The organism is Brucella sp., from assembly GCF_032066345.1.
Lineage (GTDB): Bacteria > Pseudomonadota > Alphaproteobacteria > Rhizobiales > Rhizobiaceae > Brucella > Brucella pseudogrignonensis.
The window spans coordinates 1-22,412 of sequence record NZ_DAMBKZ010000036.1 but is presented as its reverse complement, the minus strand read 5'-3'; the positions used below and the strand labels follow the sequence as shown (position 1 = coordinate 22,412).

The following is a 22,412-nucleotide window of genomic DNA, read 5'->3' as shown; positions in this document are numbered from 1 at the left end:
TAAATAGGGGCTGGAGAAGGACAGCCATCCTCATGTGATTTCTAAAGTGGTGTGAAGCAGACGTTTGTGTGTCCGGCGCCCACAAAACCAAGGCGCTGAGCCGCTCCCTTGGAAAGATCGAGAACGCGCCCCTTAATGAACGGACCGCGATCATTGATACGGACGACAAGCGACTTGCCGTTTCTCTGGTTGGTCACTTTTACCTTGGTGCCAAGCGGCAGTGTTTTGTGAGCCGCGGTCAGACCAGCTGGGTTCATGCGTTCGCCCGATGCCGTGCGGGAGGTGAGTGCATACCAGGAAGCGCCGCCACAGCGCGCAGCCTGAGCTTCCATTGCGGTGATCGAGAAAAGACCTGTGGTCGCAACGGCGAGCATAGCCATACGGATTTTGAAGTTCATACTGATTCCAAGAGTCGTTTCGAAGTGCCTTCACAGTCTTGACTGAGAAAGGCCGACGGGAACTGGAATCTAAATGTGGCGATGGCGTGATATTATTGAGAGTATTATGAGGTAATTGATTCAGAAGATTGTGCGGAAAATGATCCTATACTATGCGTTGTTTATTTGATGATTCAAGAAAAACTCAGGAATATTTTGAATTGAATCGCGTTGTTTCTGTAAAGTCGCTTACGATTCGTTAAGATTCGACCGCCTGCTTCGCGGAGCCATGTTTTCAAGCGCCGGATTCAAGAAAAGCTGCTTTGGCTGAGAGGGGTATTTAGCCGCGACAATACAATTTTTATTTGTATTCCTAGTTTTCGATCCATCACCGCAAGATGACAAAATCTGGCCTTTTATGGGTAAAATACAACCAATGGGTGTTGTCTGGCCGGTAAAGTTTACCACAACATCTGTAACTTTTGTTGAAATCCGGCGCGATGACACAGTTTTGACCGCTGGCCAGATGCATTCAAAAGCCAAAATCCTGCTATAAGCGCTCAGCTTCAGAATGGAATATGATGCAGGATAATTCGCAAAAGGACGATCAGGACACCGCGCGCCCCGCCGTCTCGGCTGGCAAGCGCGTTGTCTATCTATGCCTTGGCTTTCTCATGCTGGCACTTGGCATCATTGGTGCCATTCTGCCGGTGATGCCAACCACCATTTTCATCATCCTTGCGGCATGGTTTTTTGCGCGTTCGTCACCGAAATTCGAGGCGCGTCTGCTGGCCGACCCGCGTTTTGGCCCGATGATCATCAAATGGCGTGATCGTGGAGCCATTCCACCAAGGGCAAAACTTTATGCATGTCTTGGTATGACATTTGGCTACGGCATGTTCTGGTGGGGCGCACAGCCTGGCCCCTTGCTTGCCGTTTCAGTTACGGTTTTCATGCTTGGTTCTGCGGCTTATGTCCTGTCGCGCCCGAGCGAATAGCGACAATATCAGAAGGGGGAGTTTCTGATGCCTTTGCCCATCATCAATCCGCTTATCGATAAGCTCTCTGCGCCACCCATCCCAGCCGTTCAGGCGTGGGCGCGTGAATATGATGGCGCGCATGGACCTCTGATCGATCTGTCGCAAGCCGTACCCGGTTACCCACCGCATCCTGATATGCTGCGCTTTCTCGGCGAAGCTGCAAGCTCGGTCGCTTACGCGGGCTATGGTCCGATTGAGGGAGAAACCGTTCTGCGGGAAGCCTATGCGCGGCATGTCGGCAATCTTTATGGCGCGGAGATCAAGGCTAACAATGTTCATATAACGTCGGGCTGCAATCAGGCGTTCATTGCGGCAATCATGTGCGTTGCTCAAAGCGGAGACACGGTTCTCGCCACCGATCCATTCTATTTCAATCACCAGTCATCGTTGGAAATGCTGGGAATTCGCTCGGAAACGATGCTCTGCCGCGCCGAAAATGGCTTCGTGCCGGATATAGAAGATGTGCGGGCCGCATTGCATAAAGGCGTGCGTGCGCTGGTGTTGGTTTCTCCCAACAATCCAACCGGTGCAATTTATCCGCCGCAATTACTGACTCAAATCTATGCGGCCTGCCGTGACAATGGAACATGGCTCCTGCTGGATGAAACCTATCGCGATTTTCTCAGTGACGCTGATCAGGCGCCCCATGATCTCTTTAAAGAAGTCGATTGGCCCTCGCATTTGATCCAGCTTTATAGCTTCTCGAAATCCTTCTGCATTCCCGGTCACAGGCTAGGCGCAATCGTAGCGGGTGCTGACATGGTGGCGAATGTTGCCAAGGTCATGGACAATCTGCAGATCTGTGCAACCCGCGCGCCACAGATTGCGGTCAGTCGGGCTATCGAGCCGCTAAAGTCTTGGCGTGATGACAATCGCAAGGAGATTGCACGACGGGCAGAGGCTTTACGTGTCTCGATGAGTAATGTCGCCGGTTGGCATGTTGAGGCGGTGGGTGCCTATTTCGCTTTTGTGCGGCATCCTTATGACGGTTCATCTTCTGTCGCGGTTGCCGAGAGGCTTGCCAAAACGACTGGCATCATTACCTTGCCCGGCAGCTTCTTTGGTGAAAGCCAGGATGCTTTCCTGCGCTTTGCTTTCGCCAATGTCGATGTCGCAGGCATTGAGGCGACTGCTGCACGATTGTCATGTTTTAAAATGTGAAGCAGCAGGCCCGCGTGGAAAACCCCACAAAACCGCGGGCAAAGGCGATTGATACAAAGCTGTTACACTACTGTCATATGACTGTTATATAGAGCGCGTAGACGGCTGGTGACGCTTTCACGTCATGTGTCTTTTACAACAGGGGCTGGTGCTCATGAACAAGATGATTTCCTCGACCGCAGCGCTCGCAATTGCTGCAGTATTGTCGGTTTCCGCTGCGAATGCGCGCGATCAGATTCAGGTTTCCGGTTCCTCGACCGTTCTGCCTTATGCCAAGATCGTTGCTGAAACCTTTGGCGAAACCTATCCTAACTTCAAGACGCCGGTCATTGAATCGGGCGGCTCTGGCGCAGGCATCAAAGAATTCTGTAAGGGTGTCGGTGAAAACACCATCGATATCGCCAATGCATCGCGCGCCATGAAGGGCACCGAACTCAAGTCCTGCATCGACGCTGGCGTCAAGGAAGTTCAGGAAGTTCGTTTCGGTTATGACGGCATCGTCTTCGCAACCGACGCAAACGGCCCAGACTGGAAGCTCGCTCCAGTTGATGTTTACAAGGCACTTGCTGCCAAGCTCGTCGTAGACGGCAAGCTCGTAGACAATCCAAACACCAAGTGGAATCAGGTCAATGCAGACCTGCCGGATTGGGACATCACCGCTTATATTCCTGGCGAAAAGCACGGCACCCGTGAAGTTTTTGAAGAAAAGCTTCTTGCTGACGGCTGCAAGGAATCGGGCGCTCTCGACGAAATCAAGAAGACTGGCCTCGACGACAAGGCTTCGGCTGCTGCCTGTATCGCTGTTCGTAAGGACGGTAAGGCTGTCGACATCGATGGCGATTACAGCGAAACGCTGGCTCGCATCGACTCCAACAAGCAGGGCGTTGGCGTTTTCGGTCTCTACTTCTTCGAAAACAACGCTGACAAGCTGAAGGTTGCAACCGTCAGCGGCGTCAAGCCATCGGCTGAAACTGTTGCTTCGGGCGAATATCCAGTTTCGCGCCCACTGTTCTTCTACGTGAAGAAGGCTCACCTGGGCGTTATCCCAGGCCTGAAGGAATATGTTGACTTCTTCCTGTCCGAACAGATGGTTGGTCCAGAAGGCCCGCTCGCTGAATACGGTCTGGTTCCAGCGCCAGATGCCGAGCGTGAAGCTCAGCGTACTGCCTTCACTGAAGGCAAGGTAATGGAAGCTAAGTAAGCTTTGATCTGTGGAATGTGGGGAGAACCTCTCCCCACATTCTTCTTCTTTTGCGCATGTCGTTTAGGACGAGCGCATTCGCATGGACATTGTTGTGCTGGTTCACAGCATTTGTCTTAGTTTTGGGGCAACCGGGGAAATTGAATGTCCTTCTTTCTGGTTCTCGTCAGTGTTGTTGCAATCGGACTGATCGGCTTTTTCATTGGCCGTCAACGCGCCGTTGCACTCAATAAGGCGCAACCTGCAGCCGGATCAGGCGCAGGGGTAGAGAAAATGCATTCCCGCCCGCATTATCATGGCTGGTGGGTTTTCCTCGTTTCGGCTCTGCCCGCAATTCTGTTTCTCGCGGTTTGGGCGGTCGGTACGTCGGTTTATCTTGATCATACGGCAACCGCCCGTATGCCTGAGGCTGTTGAGGATGGCTCCTATTCAGAGCGCAGCTTGCAGCTCGGTATGATCCGCAGCCTTGCCGATGGTATCGTAAAGCTGACACCCGCCGAAATCGAAAGCTTCCCGCAGACCTATAAGGATGCGCGCGAAGTTCTCGGCTCAAAGGGCGTAGCACTTGCTACTGAAGGTCAGGACTATATGGTCCCGATCGCTCTCTTCCTTGAGCACGCCAACAAGATTTCTCACACGGTCGGCAGCGTTATTGCGCTGGTGATTGCCATAGCAGGCCTCGTTTTCGGTCTGTCGGGGATCAAACGCCGTACGCGCGCCCGTAATAATGTCGAGCGCATCGTGCTGTGGGGGCTCGTTGCCTCCTCCGGTATCGCGATCCTGACGACCATCGGCATTGTTTTCTCCGTTCTGTTCCAGACGGTTACTTTCTTTCAGTCTATCGCTCCGATGGATTTCTTCTTCGGTACGGTTTGGGACCCACGCTTTGCAGCTGCAGGTTCTGGTGGTGAAGTCGGTCAGTTTGGTCTTATCCCGCTTCTGGCCGGTACGCTCTACATTGCTTTCGTGGCCATGCTGTTTGCAGTGCCCGTCGGTCTGTTCTCCGCGATCTACATGGCCGAATATGCGTCGCCGAGAGTCCGTACCGTTGTTAAGCCGCTGCTTGAACTTCTGGCTGGTATCCCGACCATCGTTTACGGCTTCTTCGCGTTGATTACGGTAGGCCCGTTCCTGCGTGATCTCTCGGCTGCCATTGCAGGCGGTCAGGGTTTCATCATGGCGCAGAGCGTGCTGACGGCAGGTCTCGTCATGGGTGTGATGCTCATCCCGTTCGTGTCGTCGCTGTCTGATGACATCATCACATCGGTTCCGCGCTCGCTGCGTGACGGTTCGCTCGGTCTTGGTGCAACGCGTTCGGAAACGATCAAGCGTGTTGTTCTTCCCGCCGCACTTCCAGGCATCGTCGGTGCTCTTCTGATGACAGCATCGCGTGCAATCGGTGAAACGATGATTGTGGTTCTCGCAGCCGGTGTTGCAGCGCGTCTTACGGCCAATCCGTTTGAAGCTATGACCACCATTACGGTCAAGATCGTCAACCAGCTGACCGGCGACCTTGAATTCGACTCGCCGCAGACGCTTGTTGCCTTTGCGCTGGGTATCACTCTTTTCGTCCTGACGCTGATCATGAACATCTTTGCGCTCTACATCGTTCGCAAGTACCGGGAGCAGTACGAATAATGACCGATTCAACTTTCAATGCTGCTGGGAATGCCGTGGCAACACCCCAGCGCCGCGATATCGGAATCAAGCGTCGCTACGCTGCTGAACGGCGCTTCCGCCTCTATGGCATCGTTGCCATTGCGATTGGTGTGTTCTTCCTTTGCGCGCTTCTGTTCTCGGTTTTCTCGAAGGGCTACACGGCGTTCGGACAGACGACGATCTATCTGCCGGTCAAGCTTGACGAGCAGGTTATTGATCCGGGCAACAAGCGCGCGACCGATCCGAATGTGCTGATTACCGCAAACTACCCGCTTCTGGTCCGCAACGCGCTGGCTGAGAAACTGGGTGTGGCATCGACAGATCGCGCGCAATTGCGTGAGGTTGGCCGTTTCTTCTCTGACGGTGTTCGCGTTCAGCTTCGCCAGATGGTGATGGATAATCCATCGCTTATCGGGACTACGCAGACGGTTCCGGTTCTTGCTGCTGCTGATATCGACTCTGCTTATAAGGGCCAGATCGATCTGTCGGTTGCCGAGGCAAACCGTAAGGTTTCTGACCGCCAGGTCGCCTGGATGAAGACGCTGACTGGTGAAGGCATGATGAGCGAGGCTTTCAACTGGGGTCTGTTCACCAATGGTGCGTCCAGCCGTCCTGAAACCTCTGGTCTGGGTGTCGCGCTGGTCGGTTCCTTCTACATGATGCTGATTGTGTTGGTTCTTGCACTGCCTATCGGTGTCGCTGCTTCGATCTATCTTGAGGAATTTGCGAAGAAGAACCGCCTTACCGATCTGATCGAAGTCAACATCAACAATCTGGCTGCTGTGCCATCGATTGTGTTCGGTCTGCTTGGTCTTGCAGTCTTCATCAACTTCTTCAACCTGCCGCGTTCAGCCTCCATTGTTGGTGGTCTGGTGCTGACATTGATGACATTGCCAACCATCATCATCGCAACACGTTCGGCACTTCGCGCTGTACCACCATCGATCCGTGCGGCGGCTTTGGGGCTAGGTGCTTCGAAGACGCAGATGGTTTTCCATCATGTGCTGCCGCTCGCGGCACCTGGTATTCTGACCGGAACGATTATCGGTCTGGCTCAGGCTCTTGGTGAAACTGCACCGCTGCTGCTGATCGGTATGGTGGCCTTCGTTGCCAATATGCCGACAACCCCGATGGACCCTGCAACTGCTCTGCCTGTGCAGATTTTCATGTGGGCCAATGAAGCCGAGCGTGCCTTTGTAGAACGGACATCAGGCGCTATTATCGTCCTGCTCCTGTTCCTGGCAGTAATGAATATTGCAGCAATTATTCTGCGCCGCCGCTTTGAGCGCCGCTGGTAAACGGGAGAGAAATGATGAATCTCATGACTGAACGATCTCTCGAAAAAGCCGTAGGAGAAAAGATGAACACCAACGCCCCCTCCGTTAAGATGCGCGGCGACAAGGTCTGCGTGTTTTATGGCGAGAAGCAGGCTCTGTTCGAAGTCGATCTGGAAGTTCCGGAAAAGATGGTCACAGCGCTGATCGGTCCTTCGGGTTGCGGCAAGTCTACCTTCCTGCGTTCGCTTAACCGCATGAACGACACCATCGAAGGTTGTCGCATTGCGGGCAAGATCACGCTCGACAATGAAGACATCTACGATCCGAAGATCGACGTTGTTGAATTGCGCGCTCGCGTTGGCATGGTGTTCCAGAAGCCAAATCCGTTTCCGAAGTCGATCTTTGAAAACGTCGCCTATGGCCCACGTATTCACGGCCTTGCCCGCAACAAGACCGATCTCGAAGAAATCGTTGCCACCAGCTTGCAGAAGGCCAGCCTCTTTGAAGAGGTTAAGGATCGTCTGCATGATGCCGGCACCGGTCTTTCCGGTGGTCAGCAGCAGCGTCTGTGCATCGCGCGTGCTATTGCCGTCAGCCCTGAAGTGATCTTGATGGATGAGCCTTGCTCGGCACTCGATCCGATCGCGACCGCCAAGGTTGAAGAGCTGATCGACGAACTGCGCCAGAACTACACCATCGTCATCGTTACACACTCCATGCAGCAGGCCGCACGCGTTTCGCAGCGTACTGCCATGTTCCATCTGGGCAATCTGGTGGAAGTGGGTGATACGGACGTGATGTTCACGGCACCGACCGAAAAGCGCACGCAGGACTACATCACCGGTCGCTTTGGCTAATTAATTGGAACGGGAGCGGCGGCTGGTTTGAGAACAAAGCTGTTTGGCTTCCCCGCAATTTACATTGAGGTCTATTATGGCGTCTCAGCATACTGTTAGCGCTTACGACGAAGAACTGCAGTTCCTCACGCATAAGATCGCCGAGATGGGCGGTCATGCAGAGCGCATGGTCGAGCAGTCCGTTGCAGCGATTGTCAATGCCGACAATGCACTTGCCCAGCGTGTTATCTCCGACGATCTCATCCTCGATGCAAGTGAGCGCGAGATTGATGATAAGGCCGTGATGATTATCGCCAAGCGTCAGCCAATGGCTGTCGATCTGCGTGAAATCATCGGCTCGATCCGCATCTCTGCCGATCTGGAGCGCGTTGGCGATCTTGGCAAAAATATTGCCAAGCGCGTTGCTGCGGTTTCGGAATCGCGCCAGCCGGTCAAGCTCTATCGCGGCCTTGAAACCTTGGCTGAGCTGGCACTCACCCAGCTCAAAGATGTGCTCGATGCCTATGCAACGCGCTCGGTACAGCAGATCAACGTCGTTCGCGACCGCGATGACGAAATTGACTCGATGTACACTTCGCTGTTCCGCGAGTTGTTGACCTACATGATGGAAGATCCGCGCAATATTTCCGCCTGCACGCATCTTCTGTTTTGCGCAAAGAACATCGAGCGCATTGGCGATCACGCAACCAACATTGCTGAGACGGTCTATTACATCGTGACCGGTCTGCAAATGCCTGCGGAGCGCCCAAAAGAAGACCTGAGCCACGGTATCGTCGTGGACGAGGCGCGTAAATCCTAAGAACATCTGGCACCGCATTCGTGCGGTCCAGATGCCTGCATGAATATGAAAAACGCGACGGCACGCGGTCGATCGGGGGCTTGTATCTTCCGCTGCCTCAAGCGCATCCCAAAAAGTGCGAAGCGATTTTGGGAAGTATATGCGATAAAAACAAGTGCTTAGAGCATGATCCAATTTAGTCGGATCACAGGCGCTCTAAATTTTGGATAGGAAATACTGGATGTCACAGGCACCCAAGATTGCTGTGGTTGAAGACGAAGAAGCCCTGAGTGTACTCCTGCGTTATAATCTCGAAGCCGAGGGGTATCAGGTTGATGCGATGCTGCGCGGCGATGAAGCCGAAATCGCACTTCGTGAAAATGTGCCGGATCTTCTTATTCTGGACTGGATGCTCCCTGGTGTTTCCGGGATCGAGCTGTGCCGCCGTCTGCGCCAGTGGCCGGAAACAGAGCGTCTGCCGATCATCATGTTGACCGCACGCGGTGAAGAAAGCGAACGCGTTCGTGGCCTGAGCGTGGGTGCCGATGATTATGTCGTCAAACCTTTTTCGACACCGGAATTGCTGGCTCGCGTCAAAGCCATGCTCCGTCGCGCCAATCCGAGTGTCCTGTCGCATGTGCTGAAAGTCGGCGATCTTGTTCTCGACCGCCAGCAGCATCGCGTCTATCGCAAGGAAAAGGAAGTCCGTCTCGGACCGACAGAATTCCGCCTGCTCGAATATTTCATGATGTCACCGGGCCGTGTCTTCTCGCGGAGCCAGTTGCTCGATGGTGTCTGGGGACCAGATATCTATGTCGATGATAGAACAGTCGACGTGCATGTCGGACGTCTTCGCAAGGCGATCAACGTTGGTCGCGCGCTTGATCCTATCCGCACGGTACGCGGTGCTGGATACTCATTCGGATAACCAAATCTCGATTTGCAGAACCCCATACAAACGGCTCGTTGCTGAAAATGCGACGGGCCGTTTTGCATAGTGGGCAAGAACGTTACGACTCAGTTCCGACCTTCCGATTCGGAATTCAATATCCACAACGTGCCAAAACGGCCAGTATCACACGATGTTACAATGATCGTGACAAAGTTGAAGAGCCGGCGGAATCGAGGTCAAAAGCAGCATCGAAAAAGCTTAAAAAGACGCTTGCGTAAAATCTTGAAACATCGGCGAAATAAGGCAGTGATGTGGCCTGTATTTCAGCAAATTGAATCGCGTTAAATCAATAACTTATAAGATTTGCTAAATCACGTTAAGGATTTGTTAATAAATTTAAGGGGTTTGTGGGGAAAATTAAGCTCTGGATTCGGGTTCAATCTGCCTCTGTTTTGGAGGTGTCATGACTTTTGGAATTTGACCATTCGCCTTTTTTTGGCCTAAAAATTCTAAAACCTTGAATGCAATGAGTGACAGCAGAACGTTTATTTTATGATTTTCGTTCTATTTGGCTGGAGCGCCGGGCATCTTAGAATGATGTGCAAAGGCTGCTCTGTTAGTTCAAATCTGCTGCATAGTTTTATGCGGTGGCACCACAGCCAGGTTTCAAACGCCTTTTGCGGGGCGGAGGCCAGGTTGGATCAATTAAGGGTCCTAACTATGAGACTGAGCCGTTGACGCGCGCTTCGAAATGGAAATTGCCCGCTATTCTCGGGCTGCTGGTTGCGCCATTTTTGGTGACGGGTTGCACGACGACCGGTGGCACGACCAAAACCAAAACCGAAAAGACGGCGGCGGCTAGCCACGTCAAGACAGTCAATGGCGTCAAGACTTTCACATACACCGCCAAAGACCGCGAATGCCTCGAACGTGCGATGTTCTTCGAATCCAACCGTTCAAGCCCCGATGGTCTGATGGCCGTTGGTACGGTCGTGATGAACCGCCTCGCCTCGGGTAGCTATCCGGATACGATCTGCGGCGTTGTTGGTCAGAAGAACCAGTTCGCGCCCGGCGTTCTGACACGCAAGATGAATTCCAAGGCTATGCCTGACGTTCAGGCAACAGCCGATGCTGTTCTTAAGGGCAAACGTCATCCATCACTGAAGAACTCGATGTTCTTCCACACGGCTGGCTTGAAGTTCCCTTACCGCAACATGCATTACGTGCTGGTTGCTGGCGGAAACTCCTTCTACGAAAAGCGTGGTCGCGATGGCGAACTGGAAAATCCGGTTCCACAGACCCCGTACAATCTGGCCTATGCTTCTACTCCACAGGCACCATCCATGCCTGAAGGTCCGTTCTACAACGTAACCGATCAGCAGGATGCGACTGTTCCGCAGGCACAGCCAACAGTGCAGGTTGCATTGGCTGAAGCAGCGAAGACGACAGAAACCCAGCAGAATGGCGGCGTCGGTCCACAGGCTCGTGGTGATCGTTTGGCTGCTCTGCCTGTCAAACCAGCGGAAAAGCCGGTTATGACACAGGTGGCAAGCTATCAGCCGACATTCGATGAAACCGCTCCGGCTGCGGAAAATGTATCTCTCGGCTATACCGCCGATAAGAAGCATGTCGATGCAATCGGCGCGATGCTTCTGTCGCAGGAACGACCGGAATCACCACTTTAAAAGCTGACTTAAGCACAAAAAAGCGCCCGAAAGGGCGCTTTTTTATTACTTAGCCTGTACTGGTACGGGTCGATAAACAGGCTGATAGATAACCATGGGCATATCATAGAAATCAGGTCTGTTCTGCCAGGCACGACGATCTGCACGACGGTCAAGATCAAGCTGCAACAGGCAGTTGGAAAACGCATCGGATTTTTGTTTGAAACCATAGCTGCGGCAGGTCTGTTCGTCTGCTGCGCGGCGCTGTTCGGGTGTCATAGTTTGACAGCCTGCAACCAAGCCCGCCAGACCAAGGATAATAAGCACGCTTTTCTTCATAGCCGTTGCTCTCATTGAGTAAAAGTTTCTATCGACCGCGATCTAAATATAGCGCAGTGGCGAGAAAAAGCGTGGTGAAATTAAGTCATCTTGCCCAGCTCATCCTGAAAAATGCGAAGCAGTTTTCAGACACGATGTGCGCCAAACAAAGATTGAGGCGCTTATCTGGTGCAATCAGATTGAAAAGCGCTCTAAACTGCCGCTGATTCTTTCAAACACGAGGCTCGCAGCCATATGGCACATGACAATAACGCTCCCGTCATCGATCCGGTAAAACTCGAACGTCTGGCCGAAGTCGCCGTGCGCGTAGGGCTGCAATTACGCGAAGGTCAGGACCTTGTCATCACCGCACCTGTCGTTGCGCTGCCGCTGGTGCGTTTGATCGCGAAACACGCCTATAAGGCTGGTGCGGGCGTCGTAACGCCATTCTTCTCCGATGATGCAATTGCGCTGGCGCGTTATGAAAATGCATCGGATGAGAGCTTTGATCGTGCGGCTGGCTGGCTTTATGAAGGTATGGCTAAGGCCTATGCCAATGGTGCAGCACGTCTCGCCATCGCTGCTGATAATCCGATGCTGTTGTCCTCACAGGATGCGTCAAAGGTTTCGCGCGCCAATCGCGCCAACTCCAAGGCCTATCAGCCAGCGCTCGAAAAAATCGCAGGTTTCGACATCAACTGGAATATCGTTTCCTATCCGAACCCGGAATGGGCGAAGCTGATGTTCCCAGATGATGCAGAAGCGGTTGCGACCCGTAAGCTGGCGGATGCTATCTTTGCTGCGTCCCACGTTGATGTGGATGATCCGGTCGGTGCATGGGCCGCGCACAATGCAGCATTGCGCACCCGTACGCGTTTCCTCAACGGCAAAGCCTACAGCGCGCTGCATTTTAAGGGACCGGGCACAGACCTGACGGTCGGTCTTGCCGATGGCCATGAATGGCATGGCGGCGCATCGACGGCCAAGAACGGCATAACCTGCAACCCGAATATCCCGACCGAGGAAGTATTCACCACACCACATGCGCTGCGCGTCGAGGGGCATGTATCGAGTACCAAGCCGCTGTCGCATCAGGGCACACTGATCGACAATATTTCCGTGCGCTTTGAAGGTGGACGCATTGTCGAAGCCAAGGCAAGCCGTGGCGAAGAAGTACTCAACAAGGTACTGGATACGGACGAAGGCGCACGTCGTCTGGGCGAAGTGGCGCTGGTTCCGCATTCCTCACCAATTTCGCAGAGCGGGCTTCTGTTCTATAACACGCTATTCGATGAAAATGCTGCAAGCCACATCGCGCTCGGCCAGTGCTATTCGAAATGTTTTATCGATGGTGCGAAGCTTACACCTGAACAGATTGCAGCACAGGGTGGTAATTCAAGCCTCATTCACATCGACTGGATGATCGGTTCCGACAAGATCGGCGTCGACGGCATCAACGCTGATGGCAGCAGAGAGCCTGTCATGCGTGGCGGCGAATGGGCCAACTGATAAAAATAAGGCCGGGAAATTTCCCGGCCTTATTCGTATTCTCAGAGCACCAAAATCAGTTCTTTTCCTGAACGTGGGCTTCTAAGAACCATAGCGATTTGTCGAGGCTGCGCGAGGCGGCGGTGAAAATATCGGCCGTGGTGTCGTCACCTGCTTCATCCGCATCTTTGATCGACTGGCGCACGAGATTCGCAACATCGCCATAGCGTTCGATCAGCGCTGCCAGATGATCATGAACAGCGTAAATGTCCGTCGGATAAGCTTCAAGCTTGGAGTCTTTTGCGACGACCTGTGTCGTACCATAGGCGGTTCCGCCAAGCTGTACGGCGCGTTCGGCGATGGTATCGACATGCTCGTCGAGGTCAGTGCGGAACGTGTCGAGCAATTCATGCACGGCGATAAATTGCGGTCCCTTGAGGTTCCAGTGCGCCTGCTTGGTGATGAGGGCGAGGTCGATGGTCGCGGCCAGATTTTCATTCAGCAGCGCGATCATCGTGGTCTTTGTATTGGAGGGAAGATCGTTGCGGGTTGCATGCATCGACTTCTTGGACATTTTATCCTCATATCCTTTGCGCGATCCGGCTTGTTTTCGGTGATTGGGATATCGCCGATGAAAAACAAATTTGTTTCTCTAAAAAAACCGGCACCGCCAGATCTCAATGAAAGGCCGGTTTCGGAATACGGTGAATGGTATCCGCCCCGCATCCAGCATAAAAACGTTCCGCACAAAGTTTTGTTCCTGAAAACAGCTGCAAATTTAGCCGGTTTTATGTGTTTCGCTTGTCGCAGGACGATTTCTGATTTACCCGATGGCACATGAAGATACTCGCCCTCGATACCGCCTCTTCCTGGTGTGCTGCCGCAGTCTATGATTCCGGCACAAATACGGTTCTTGCTGAAATCAGCGAGAATATCGGCAAGGGACATGCTGAAGTCCTGATGGACTATATCGAGCAGGCAATGACGCAATCCGGAATTGCTATGGCCGAACTTGATCGTGTAGCTGTCAATGTCGGTCCCGGTTCCTTTACCGGCGTGAGGATTGGTGTGTCGGCCGCACGCGGTTTTGCACTCGCACTTGATCGCCCGGCACTTGGCGTAAGCGCGTTTGATGCACTTGCGTCCGAAGTTGCGATAAGCCATCCGGGACAGCCGGTTCTGGTTTTGCTTGAAGCGCATCGTGGCGAGATTTACGCGCAGGCCTTTGGTGTTGACGCGGTGGCCATAACTGGCCCAATGGTGTTGGCGCGTGAGGAAGCGCTGGCGCTTATTCAGCAGCAATCTTCCGAGACGATTCTGGCGGGTTCGGCTGCCGCTGCTCTCAATGAAACTCTTGCAGGTTCTTTCAGTGTTGCGCGCGTTGAGCCGACAGCTCGCATAGGCACTTATGCAAAGCTTGCGGCCTTACACGAGCCGGGTGAGGCGCCTAAGCCGCTTTACATGCGTGGTCCCGATGTGAAGCCACAGACGGGGTTTGCACTGCCGCGCAAGGCAGGCGGGGAATAGCGTCATGATGAGCTTTGTGCTTGGACGCTTTGGCCGCAGACCTGTTTCAATTGAGCCGCTTGGCGCGCAGGACAGCGGCGAAATTCAACGTATTCACGCGCTGGCCTTTCATCATGGATGGAGCTCAGACGATTTCCGTTCGCTGATTGCGCAGGATTCGGTGTTCGGCTTTGTTGCGCGGCCCGAGGGTAAGCCGGGCAATGCATGTGGCTTTGTGCTGGCGCGGCTGGTTGCAGGCGAAGCGGAAATTTTAACGATTGCGGTCTCTGATGAGGTGCGCAAGCAGGGTGTCGGACGCTCGCTGATGGATGCGGTGCTGCGTTATCTCTATCAGGAACGCGCAGATACGCTGTTTCTGGAAGTGGATGAAAACAATGTCGCGGCACTCGCATTGTATCGGCGCATGGGTTTCAACAAGGTCGGTGATCGCCCTGCTTATTATGAAACAACCAATGGCCGCTCGTCGGCTTTCATTCTGCGACGTGATCTGGTGAGGCCACAATGATTGGTGCGATCCGCATCATTTTAGTTGTTGCGGCGATGGTGACGCTGAGCATGTCGCTTATTCCCGTGCAATATGTGTTTCTGAAACTGAAAAACACCTGGAAACGCCGCCTGCCGAATTTCTTTCATCGCATTGTAGCGCGCCTGTTTGGTTTTCGGATCACGATTGTCGGAGAAATGCCGGAAGGCCGACCGCTGCTGCTGGTCGCCAATCACACATCATGGAGCGATATTGTCGTTCTTTCGGCGACAGGGCAGGTGTCATTCATCGCCAAGTCCGAAGTCAAAAGCTGGCCGGTATTTGGATTCTTTGCAGTGTTGCAGCGCACCGTCTTCGTTGAGCGTGAACGGCGCGGCAAGACCGGCGAACAAACCTCCGACATCGCCAAGCGTCTGGCTGATGGCGATGCCATGGTGCTGTTTCCCGAAGGCACGACATCGGATGGCAATCGTGTATTGCCATTTAAAACCGCACTTTTTGGTGCTGCCCATGCAGCAATTCGCGAAGCCGGCGTGCCGGAAGTGATCGTGCAGCCGGTAGCAATTGCCTATACTGGTGTGCATGGCATGGCGATGGGCCGTTATCATCGCCCGATTGCCTCATGGCCGGGTGATGTTCAGTTGATGCCACATCTCAAGGGCATCCTGCGCGAAGGTGCCATCGATGTTGAAGTGCGCTTTGGTGAGCCGATTGTGGTAACTGCCGAGACGGATCGCAAGGCACTTGCCCGCACCATGGAAAACCGGGTGAGGGCACAGTTGCAAAGCTCGCTTTTGGGGCGCGAAGTCGCTGAAGATTAAAGCATTTCCAGCAAAATTGCGAAGCGATTTGCGCGGGATAAGGCGATAAAAACAAAAAGATATAGTATTCCCTATGGTTCATTCTAAATAGGAAATGCTCTGAGAGCGTAAGTTTGTCGCCTTTTAATGCTGTGATAAAAACGCTAGATAGCCGCCATGAGCGAAAACATGACCGATATTCAAAAAGCATCAGATGGCAGCAACACACGTAAGGTCTTTGTGAAGACCTATGGTTGCCAGATGAATGTCTATGACAGCCAGCGCATGGCCGACAGCCTTGCACAGGAAGGCTATGTCACGACCGATACGCCGGATGATGCCGATTTGGTTCTGCTCAACACCTGCCATATTCGCGAAAAGGCATCGGAAAAGCTTTATTCAGCGCTAGGTCGCCTGCGCAAGATGGCTGATAAACGAGGACCAAATGGCAAGGAATTGACCATTGGTGTTGCCGGTTGCGTTGCACAGGCTGAAGGTCAGGAAATCCTGCGCCGTGCGCCCAATGTCGATCTGGTGATCGGACCTCAGACATATCATCGTCTGCCGAATGCGCTTGCGCGTGTACGTGGCGGCGAAAAGGTTGTCGAAACCGAATACGCCATCGAAGACAAGTTCGAACATCTGCCCGCACCAAAGCGCGAAGAAACCCGCAAGCGTGGTGTCTCGGCTTTTCTGACGGTTCAGGAAGGTTGCGATAAGTTCTGTACGTTCTGCGTAGTGCCCTATACGCGTGGTTCGGAAGTCTCGCGTAGTGTTGCGCAGATTGTTGCTGAAGCAGAACGCCTTGCCGATAGCGGCGTGCGCGAGCTGACTCTTCTGGGGCAGAACGTTAATGCATGGCATGGCCAAGGCGATGATGGTCGCGAATGGGGGCTTGGTGAGCTTTTGTTCCGCCTTGCGCGCATCCCCGGTGTGGCGCGTCTTCGTTATACGACCAGCCATCCGCGTGACATGGACGACGCGCTGATTGCAGCACATCGCGATCTTCGTCAGCTGATGCCTTACCTGCATCTGCCGGTTCAGGCGGGTTCGGATCGCATTCTCAAAGCGATGAACCGTCGTCACAAGGCTGATGAATATATCCGCCTTGTCGAGCGTATCCGTGAAGTGCGTCCGGATATGGCGCTATCGGGTGATTTTATCGTCGGCTTCCCCGGCGAAACCGATCAGGATTTCGAAGATACAATGCGTCTGGTGCGCGAAGTGCATTATGCGCAGGCCTATTCGTTCAAATATTCGCCGCGTCCCGGCACACCGGGGGCAGATCTTCCCGACCATGTTGAAGAAGCAGTCAAGGATGAACGCCTGCAACGACTTCAGGCGCTGCTGAACGAACAGCAATATGCGTTTCAGGATTCGCTCGTTGGCCGTGAATTGGATGTACTTCTGGAAAAGAAGGGCCGTTTCGACCGTCAGATGGTTGGCCGTTCGCCATGGCTTCTGCCTGCGATCATCGATGACAATGAAGATCAGGTCGGTGAAATCATCCGCGTAAAAATTACGGGGACTGGCACCAATAGTCTTATTGCGCAAAAGCTTGTCTAAGCGCATGATGTCATTCAGGCAGTAGTCGCGGTGTCTCGAGTTTCGTACCGAACATTCTGCCGGTACTGCGATTGCAATGCGTGAACCTTAGGGAGATGCGGTTGAGCGCTACGGAAAAGTTAAAGCCTGCCAAGCCAACCATTCAAACGCAAAACAGCCCGACTATAACCCCGGTTACAAGCTCAGCTTCTGGGGCCTCCGATATGGCTCATATCGTCCTCACATTCGACAATAACCGTCTTGCAAGTGCGCTTTACGGCCAGTTCGATGAGAACTTGGCGCGTATCGAGCAGAAGCTCGGTGTCGATGTGCGTTCAAAGGGCAATCAGCTTTCGATTCGTGGAGAACCCACCGCCACCGAACAGGCACGGCGTGCGTTGGATAATCTCTATGAAACTCTGCAAAAGGGCCATGAACTTGGACCGTCAGATGTTGATGGTGCTCTTCGCATGGCGATTGCTGCCGACGATCAGCTGACACTGCCGACCCTTGAAAACAAGGGCAAGCTTTCGTCGGCGCAGATATCCACCCGCAAGAAGACGATCTTTGCCCGCACGCCGGTTCAGGACGCCTATATGCGTGCCTTGGAACGCTCGGAGCTGGTTTTTGGTGTCGGTCCTGCGGGTACGGGTAAAACCTATCTGGCGGTTGCCCATGCTGCGATGTTGCTTGAGCGCGGTCTTGTGGAGCGCATCATTCTGTCTCGTCCGGCTGTTGAAGCAGGCGAGCGTCTCGGCTTTCTGCCGGGCGACATGAAGGAGAAGGTCGATCCTTACCTTCGCCCGCTTTATGACGCGCTTTACGACATGATGCCTGCGGAAAAAGTCGAACGCGCTATTACAGCTGGCGTGATTGAAATCGCTCCGCTTGCCTTCATGCGCGGCCGCACGCTTGCGCATTCGGCCGTTATTCTCGATGAAGCGCAGAACACGACATCCATGCAGATGAAGATGTTTCTGACACGTCTTGGTGAAGGTTCGCGCATGATGGTCAATGGCGATCCAAGCCAGATCGATCTTCCGCCCGGCCAGAAATCCGGTCTCGTTGAGGCGCTTCGAGTTCTCGAAGGCGTGGATTCTGTGGTCAAGGTGCGCTTTACCGAGAAAGATGTCGTGCGCCATCCGCTGGTGGCTGCAATTGTCGGCGCTTACGACAATGATGCAAAAAAGCACGCACGGTCGGAATGATTGAAGATTAGTCTTGCATTCCTGTGAGACAATGACGATCTAAAAATATTACGTCCGCTTTCAGGCGGACGTCTCTTTTAACAACTGGAAGGATAGAGCGGCTGTTTCATCGCAAGCCGCGACAGAAGTGTCAGACAACGCGATCCAAATCGATATTATGATCGAAGCCGGCAACTGGCCGGATGAAACAGTCCTTGAAGGGCTTGTGAAACGCTCCGTTGAGGCGGCCTGGGAGAATCTCCGGTTGAAGCCTGCAGAGAGCGAACTCAGTCTGGTTTTTACAGACGATGCTTCGATCCGGAAGATCAATGCCGAGTGGCGTAACAAGGACAAGCCGACCAACGTGCTGTCCTTCCCAGCTTACCCTGTAAAGGCTGGCGAGCAGCCTGGCCCGATGCTTGGCGATATTATCGTCGCACGGGAAACGGTGGAACGCGAAGCTCTCGAAGAGGGCAAACCACTCGATAACCATCTTTCCCATCTCGTGGTGCATGGCTTTTTGCATCTTTTGGGATACGATCACGAGACGGAAGAGGAGGCCGAGGAGATGGAACGCCGTGAGCGCGAAATCCTTCATGCTCTTGCCATCCCTGACCCTTATGCTGTATCCGATTTAAACGTTGAAACAGATTGATCATGGCTGACCAAAACAATTCCTCGACCGCTGGCGATAGCCGAAGCGACACACAAGACGCCGAAGGGCAAAGTACGCAGCGCTCACAATCGAGCGAAAAGCGTTCCCTTCTGGCAAATATTTTCCCGTTTATGCGTTCGCGCCAGTCATCTTCCTTGCGTGAAGATTTGGCTGATGCGCTTTCAAGCACCGAAAGCGAACAAGATTCCGCTTTCTCGCCTGAAGAAAAGGCGATGCTTCATAACATTCTGCGCCTGCGTGAAATCCGCGTCGAAGACGTGATGATTCCGCGTGCGGATGTCGTGGCTGTTGAAATCTCCACGCCTCTTTGGGAAGTGCTCGAACTGTTCGAAAGCTCGGGCCATTCGCGTATGCCGGTCTATGCCGAAACGCTGGATGATCCGCGCGGCATGATCCATATCCGCGATGTTCTTAATTATATCACTAAGCAGGCCCGTCAGAAGACGACCCGCCGAACGACCGCGCGCAAGACTGCAGAGACAAGTGCTGCCAAGTTTGACATGGGCCGGATCGATCTTACCAAGACGATTGGTGAACTTAATCTGATGCGTAAGGTTTTGTTCGTGCCGCCATCGATGATGGCAAGCGGACTGATGGCGCGTATGCAGGCAACCCATATTCAGATGGCGCTGGTCATCGATGAATATGGTGGCACAGACGGTCTGGCTTCGCTGGAAGATATTGTCGAAATGGTCGTCGGCGATATTGAAGACGAGCATGACGACGAAGAAATCATGATCGCCGAAGAAGCAGACGGCGTTTTTGTTGTTGATGCTCGTGCTGATCTTGAGGAGCTGACTCAGAAGATCGGCCCTTCCTTTGAAGTGGGCGAGCATGGCGAGGATGTCGACACTGTCGGCGGCCTTATCTTCTCCGTCCTCGGGCGCATTCCAGTACGTGGCGAAGTGGTTCAGGCAATTCCGGGATATGAGTTCCATGTGCTGGAAGTTGACCCGCGTCGTGTGAAGCGGGTTCGCATTGTACCACTTTCAGAAGCTGATCGTCGCAGGCAGTTGCGTGCCGTAACCACACCTAAGACGGATGAAGGCGTTTCCGATAGCACGCCAGAAACAACGGAAGCGTCCAAAGAGGCCTGATGATCAAGGGGCTTGCGGGGAAAATAGCGTCTTTAAGCGGCTGGCGTCGAGCATTGGTTGCTTTTATCAGCGGCGCCATTGCGACGCTGACGCAGCCTCCCTTCGATATTTTCATCGCAGGCTTTATCGCCTTCCCTCTGCTTGTCTGGCTGATGGATGGTGCTGTTCCCGACGCGAACAAAGGCCCGATCAAACGCTTTTTCCCGGTTGGCCTCATAGGCTGGTGGTTTGGCTTCGGCTATTTCGTGTCCGGTCTCTGGTGGATCGGGTCGGCCCTTCTGGTCGATGCGCGACAGTTTGCCTGGGCCATACCACTTGCCGTTTTAGGCCTTCCGGCGTTTCTTGCCATTTTTTACGGACTGGCTGCGATGATCGCGCGGCTTTTATGGTCCGATGGTATGGGGCGTATTTTCGCTGTCGCACTTGGCTTCGGCTTTACCGAATGGTTGCGAACCTTTGTTTTCACAGGTTTCCCGTGGAATGCATTGGGCTATGCCGCGATGCCGACACCGATGATGATGCAATCGGTCGAGATCATCGGTCTTGTTGGCATGAGTGCGCTTGCAGCTCTTGTCTTTTCCGCACCGGTGCTGCTCAGCGGCGGGAAACTGGCAAAGACGGGCATGGGGCTGGCAGCACTGCTTGTGGCCGCTCATATCGGCTTTGGGTTCTGGGTCTTGTCAAACGCGCCTGCACTCGACACAGACCGCACAACGCTTTCGATCCGTATTGTGCAGCCTTCCATTTCGCAAAGCCTGAAGTGGGACAACAACGAGCGCCGCGCAATTTTTGACAAATTCATTGCGATGACCGAACAGGCGCCAAAAAACGGCAATCCAAGGCCGGATGTCGTGATCTGGCCGGAAACTGCGGTTCCCTATATTCTGTCATCGACACCAGAGGCGCTCGCACGTATTGCCGATGTGGTCGGTGACGATCAGGTTTTGCTGACGGGTGCTGTGCGCGAAGAACTCGTGCCGCGCCGCGACCCGCGTTATTATAATTCGATCCTGACGATCAACGGCGATGGAAAAATCATCGATTACACTGACAAAGTGCATCTTGTTCCATTTGGTGAATATTTGCCATTTGAGCAGATTTTGCGCAGTTTAGGTCTTCAGGAAATCGTGGAGATGCCAGGCGGCTTTACTGCCGCAAAGGCGCGCCACGCCATCAACGTAATGGAAGGCCAGACCTTCCTGCCGCTCATTTGTTATGAAGCAATTTTCCCTGACGAGCTTTCCTATACTGGAAGCAAGGTGACTGCGATCGTCAATGTTACCAATGATGCCTGGTACGGTGACACGCCGGGACCTTACCAGCATTTCCGACAGGCACAGGTGCGTTCGGTTGAACAAGGCCTTCCGTTGGTGCGTGCAGCAAATAATGGTATTTCAGCAGTCGTCGATGCCTATGGTCGAATCATAGAGCAACTTCCACTCGACGCCGTTGGCGTCATAGATGCTTATCTTCCCGAAGAACGTGTCCCATTTTGGGGCAATGCACCCGGTGGTAAGCAGGCTCTTTCTATCCTGTTAACCTTACTCGCCGTATGCGTGTGCATGCGGCTGCCAATTGGCAGGCGTTTTCATTGACACGACAATTTTGTTAAGCTGTTATGGTCGCGCGGTGACGGTTTCTTGCGCAAACCTGTCAGACTACCTCCCACAATGAATTTTATCGCTGTTCAGATGAACAGGACATGAATGAAAGCTCGCAGTTGCGAGGAGTGAAAGCTGTATGATTGAGAATAAAAAGAAACCCAACCCCATCGACGTGCATGTTGGCAGCCGCATCCGCCTTCGCCGCAATATGCTGGGTCTCAGTCAGGAAAAATTAGGCGAAAGCCTCGGCATCACTTTCCAGCAGATCCAGAAATACGAAAAAGGCACCAATCGCGTCGGTGCAAGCAGACTTCAGGCTATTTCTTCTATCCTTACCGTTCCTGTTTCTTTCTTTTTTGAAGACGCGCCTGGTTCCAGTGCGACAACGCCCGCTGGTTTTGCCGAGGACAATGAAGCGACTTACGTCGTTGATTTTCTCAATTCGAACGAAGGTGTGCAGCTAACGCGCGCATTTACCAAGATTTCGGATCCTAAAGTACGTCGTAAAATCATTGATCTTGTGAAGTCTCTCGCTGCAGAAGGCGAATAAGGCGTAATTTGTTCACAAAAGCGTATGCCGGGAGGATTTTTTCCGGCATCGCGGTGTTGCAACAAGAATATGCATTGACGGTCCAATCCCAACTTCGCTAACACATTGATGTGCCCGGAACGTAATGAAACAGTTCCGGGCGCTACTGTGTTTCCATGGCGGACATTCGTTCCGTTGGATTTTCAAGAGGGGTTACCCGTGTCGCGCAGTTCTTATCTCTTCACCAGCGA

The 22,412-nt window shown here is 53.3% G+C and carries 23 protein-coding genes; 20 read left to right on the top strand and 3 right to left on the bottom strand.

The window, feature by feature from the left end; genetic code table 11:
• Positions 1 to 41: 41 nt before the first annotated feature.
• Positions 42 to 398, bottom strand: coding sequence for a septal ring lytic transglycosylase RlpA family protein (locus tag RT142_RS24055; protein ID WP_007872763.1), 357 nt, complete (start codon positions 396 to 398; stop codon positions 42 to 44).
• Positions 399 to 958: 560 nt separating this feature from the next.
• Between RT142_RS24055 and RT142_RS24050 the strand changes: the two genes are divergently transcribed.
• The 9 genes from RT142_RS24050 (at position 959) to RT142_RS24010 (ending at position 10,927) form a co-directional block, all read left to right on the top strand.
• Entirely contained in the window at positions 959 to 1,375 is a 417-nt protein-coding gene (locus tag RT142_RS24050; RefSeq protein WP_039859404.1) for a YbaN family protein, read from the top strand.
• A gap of 33 nt (positions 1,376 to 1,408) precedes the next feature.
• A complete protein-coding gene (locus RT142_RS24045; RefSeq protein WP_313032091.1) occupies positions 1,409 to 2,578 on the top strand; it encodes an aminotransferase in 1,170 nt (389 codons plus the stop codon).
• 154 nt (positions 2,579 to 2,732) lie between these two features.
• Positions 2,733 to 3,779 carry a PstS family phosphate ABC transporter substrate-binding protein gene (locus RT142_RS24040; protein ID WP_064322288.1) on the top strand — a complete coding sequence of 349 codons (1,047 nt, stop codon included), beginning with the start codon at positions 2,733 to 2,735 and terminating at the stop codon, positions 3,777 to 3,779.
• Between the two features lie 144 nt (positions 3,780 to 3,923).
• Positions 3,924 to 5,417: a phosphate ABC transporter permease subunit PstC gene (pstC, locus tag RT142_RS24035; RefSeq protein ID WP_064322289.1), complete on the top strand. Its 1,494-nt coding sequence runs from the start codon at positions 3,924 to 3,926 to the stop codon at positions 5,415 to 5,417.
• Positions 5,417 to 6,736: a phosphate ABC transporter permease PstA gene (gene pstA / locus RT142_RS24030; RefSeq protein ID WP_007872773.1), complete on the top strand. Its 1,320-nt coding sequence runs from the start codon at positions 5,417 to 5,419 to the stop codon at positions 6,734 to 6,736. Before pstC ends, pstA begins: the two co-directional genes overlap by 1 nt.
• Before the next feature lie 62 nt (positions 6,737 to 6,798).
• A complete protein-coding gene (gene pstB / locus RT142_RS24025) occupies positions 6,799 to 7,572 on the top strand; it encodes a phosphate ABC transporter ATP-binding protein PstB (RefSeq protein WP_313032089.1) in 774 nt (257 codons plus the stop codon).
• Positions 7,573 to 7,648: 76 nt separating this feature from the next.
• The gene (gene phoU / locus RT142_RS24020; protein WP_007872775.1) at positions 7,649 to 8,371 is read left to right on the top strand and encodes a phosphate signaling complex protein PhoU; all 723 of its coding nucleotides are present in this window, start codon (positions 7,649 to 7,651) and stop codon (positions 8,369 to 8,371) included.
• A gap of 220 nt (positions 8,372 to 8,591) precedes the next feature.
• A complete protein-coding gene (gene phoB / locus RT142_RS24015; RefSeq protein WP_064322291.1) occupies positions 8,592 to 9,278 on the top strand; it encodes a phosphate regulon transcriptional regulator PhoB in 687 nt (228 codons plus the stop codon).
• Positions 9,279 to 9,976: 698 nt separating this feature from the next.
• The gene (locus RT142_RS24010) at positions 9,977 to 10,927 is read left to right on the top strand and encodes a cell wall hydrolase (RefSeq protein ID WP_113158774.1); all 951 of its coding nucleotides are present in this window, start codon (positions 9,977 to 9,979) and stop codon (positions 10,925 to 10,927) included.
• A gap of 45 nt (positions 10,928 to 10,972) precedes the next feature.
• Here RT142_RS24010 and RT142_RS24005 read toward each other — a convergent pair whose 3' ends face one another.
• On the bottom strand, positions 10,973 to 11,245 hold the full coding sequence (locus tag RT142_RS24005; RefSeq protein ID WP_007872787.1) for a hypothetical protein: 273 nt from the start codon (positions 11,243 to 11,245) through the stop codon (positions 10,973 to 10,975).
• A 234-nt stretch (positions 11,246 to 11,479) separates the two neighbouring features.
• Between RT142_RS24005 and RT142_RS24000 the strand changes: the two genes are divergently transcribed.
• Positions 11,480 to 12,733: an aminopeptidase gene (locus RT142_RS24000; protein ID WP_313032083.1), complete on the top strand. Its 1,254-nt coding sequence runs from the start codon at positions 11,480 to 11,482 to the stop codon at positions 12,731 to 12,733.
• A gap of 55 nt (positions 12,734 to 12,788) precedes the next feature.
• Here RT142_RS24000 and dps read toward each other — a convergent pair whose 3' ends face one another.
• Positions 12,789 to 13,286 carry a DNA starvation/stationary phase protection protein Dps gene (gene dps / locus RT142_RS23995; RefSeq protein WP_007872793.1) on the bottom strand — a complete coding sequence of 166 codons (498 nt, stop codon included), beginning with the start codon at positions 13,284 to 13,286 and terminating at the stop codon, positions 12,789 to 12,791.
• A gap of 57 nt (positions 13,287 to 13,343) precedes the next feature.
• Between dps and RT142_RS23990 the strand changes: the two genes are divergently transcribed.
• The 10 genes from RT142_RS23990 to RT142_RS23945 all read left to right on the top strand — a co-directional run bounded on the left by RT142_RS23990 (position 13,344) and on the right by RT142_RS23945 (position 22,182).
• On the top strand, positions 13,344 to 13,553 hold the full coding sequence (locus RT142_RS23990; protein WP_113158776.1) for a hypothetical protein: 210 nt from the start codon (positions 13,344 to 13,346) through the stop codon (positions 13,551 to 13,553).
• Positions 13,550 to 14,239, top strand: a complete 690-nt coding sequence (gene tsaB, locus RT142_RS23985; RefSeq protein WP_113158777.1) for a tRNA (adenosine(37)-N6)-threonylcarbamoyltransferase complex dimerization subunit type 1 TsaB — start codon at positions 13,550 to 13,552, stop codon at positions 14,237 to 14,239. The genes RT142_RS23990 and tsaB overlap by 4 nt, the downstream gene beginning before the upstream one ends.
• Positions 14,240 to 14,243: 4 nt before the next feature.
• On the top strand, positions 14,244 to 14,744 hold the full coding sequence (gene rimI, locus RT142_RS23980; RefSeq protein ID WP_313032077.1) for a ribosomal protein S18-alanine N-acetyltransferase: 501 nt from the start codon (positions 14,244 to 14,246) through the stop codon (positions 14,742 to 14,744).
• Positions 14,741 to 15,544: a lysophospholipid acyltransferase family protein gene (locus RT142_RS23975; RefSeq protein ID WP_313032075.1), complete on the top strand. Its 804-nt coding sequence runs from the start codon at positions 14,741 to 14,743 to the stop codon at positions 15,542 to 15,544. Before rimI ends, RT142_RS23975 begins: the two co-directional genes overlap by 4 nt.
• Before the next feature lie 156 nt (positions 15,545 to 15,700).
• On the top strand, positions 15,701 to 17,089 hold the full coding sequence (gene miaB / locus RT142_RS23970) for a tRNA (N6-isopentenyl adenosine(37)-C2)-methylthiotransferase MiaB (protein ID WP_313032072.1): 1,389 nt from the start codon (positions 15,701 to 15,703) through the stop codon (positions 17,087 to 17,089).
• Between the two features lie 101 nt (positions 17,090 to 17,190).
• Complete coding sequence (locus RT142_RS23965; protein WP_171380001.1) at positions 17,191 to 18,276, top strand: PhoH family protein; 1,086 nt, start codon at positions 17,191 to 17,193, stop codon at positions 18,274 to 18,276.
• Between the two features lie 127 nt (positions 18,277 to 18,403).
• On the top strand, positions 18,404 to 18,910 hold the full coding sequence (gene ybeY, locus RT142_RS23960; protein ID WP_112804536.1) for an rRNA maturation RNase YbeY: 507 nt from the start codon (positions 18,404 to 18,406) through the stop codon (positions 18,908 to 18,910).
• Between the two features lie 2 nt (positions 18,911 to 18,912).
• Positions 18,913 to 20,028, top strand: coding sequence for a hemolysin family protein (locus tag RT142_RS23955; protein WP_007872811.1), 1,116 nt, complete (start codon positions 18,913 to 18,915; stop codon positions 20,026 to 20,028).
• Positions 20,028 to 21,623 carry an apolipoprotein N-acyltransferase gene (lnt, locus tag RT142_RS23950; RefSeq protein WP_313032067.1) on the top strand — a complete coding sequence of 532 codons (1,596 nt, stop codon included), beginning with the start codon at positions 20,028 to 20,030 and terminating at the stop codon, positions 21,621 to 21,623. The genes RT142_RS23955 and lnt overlap by 1 nt, the downstream gene beginning before the upstream one ends.
• 145 nt (positions 21,624 to 21,768) lie before the next feature.
• On the top strand, positions 21,769 to 22,182 hold the full coding sequence (locus tag RT142_RS23945; protein ID WP_007872815.1) for a helix-turn-helix domain-containing protein: 414 nt from the start codon (positions 21,769 to 21,771) through the stop codon (positions 22,180 to 22,182).
• The last annotated feature ends 230 nt before the right edge of the window (positions 22,183 to 22,412 follow it).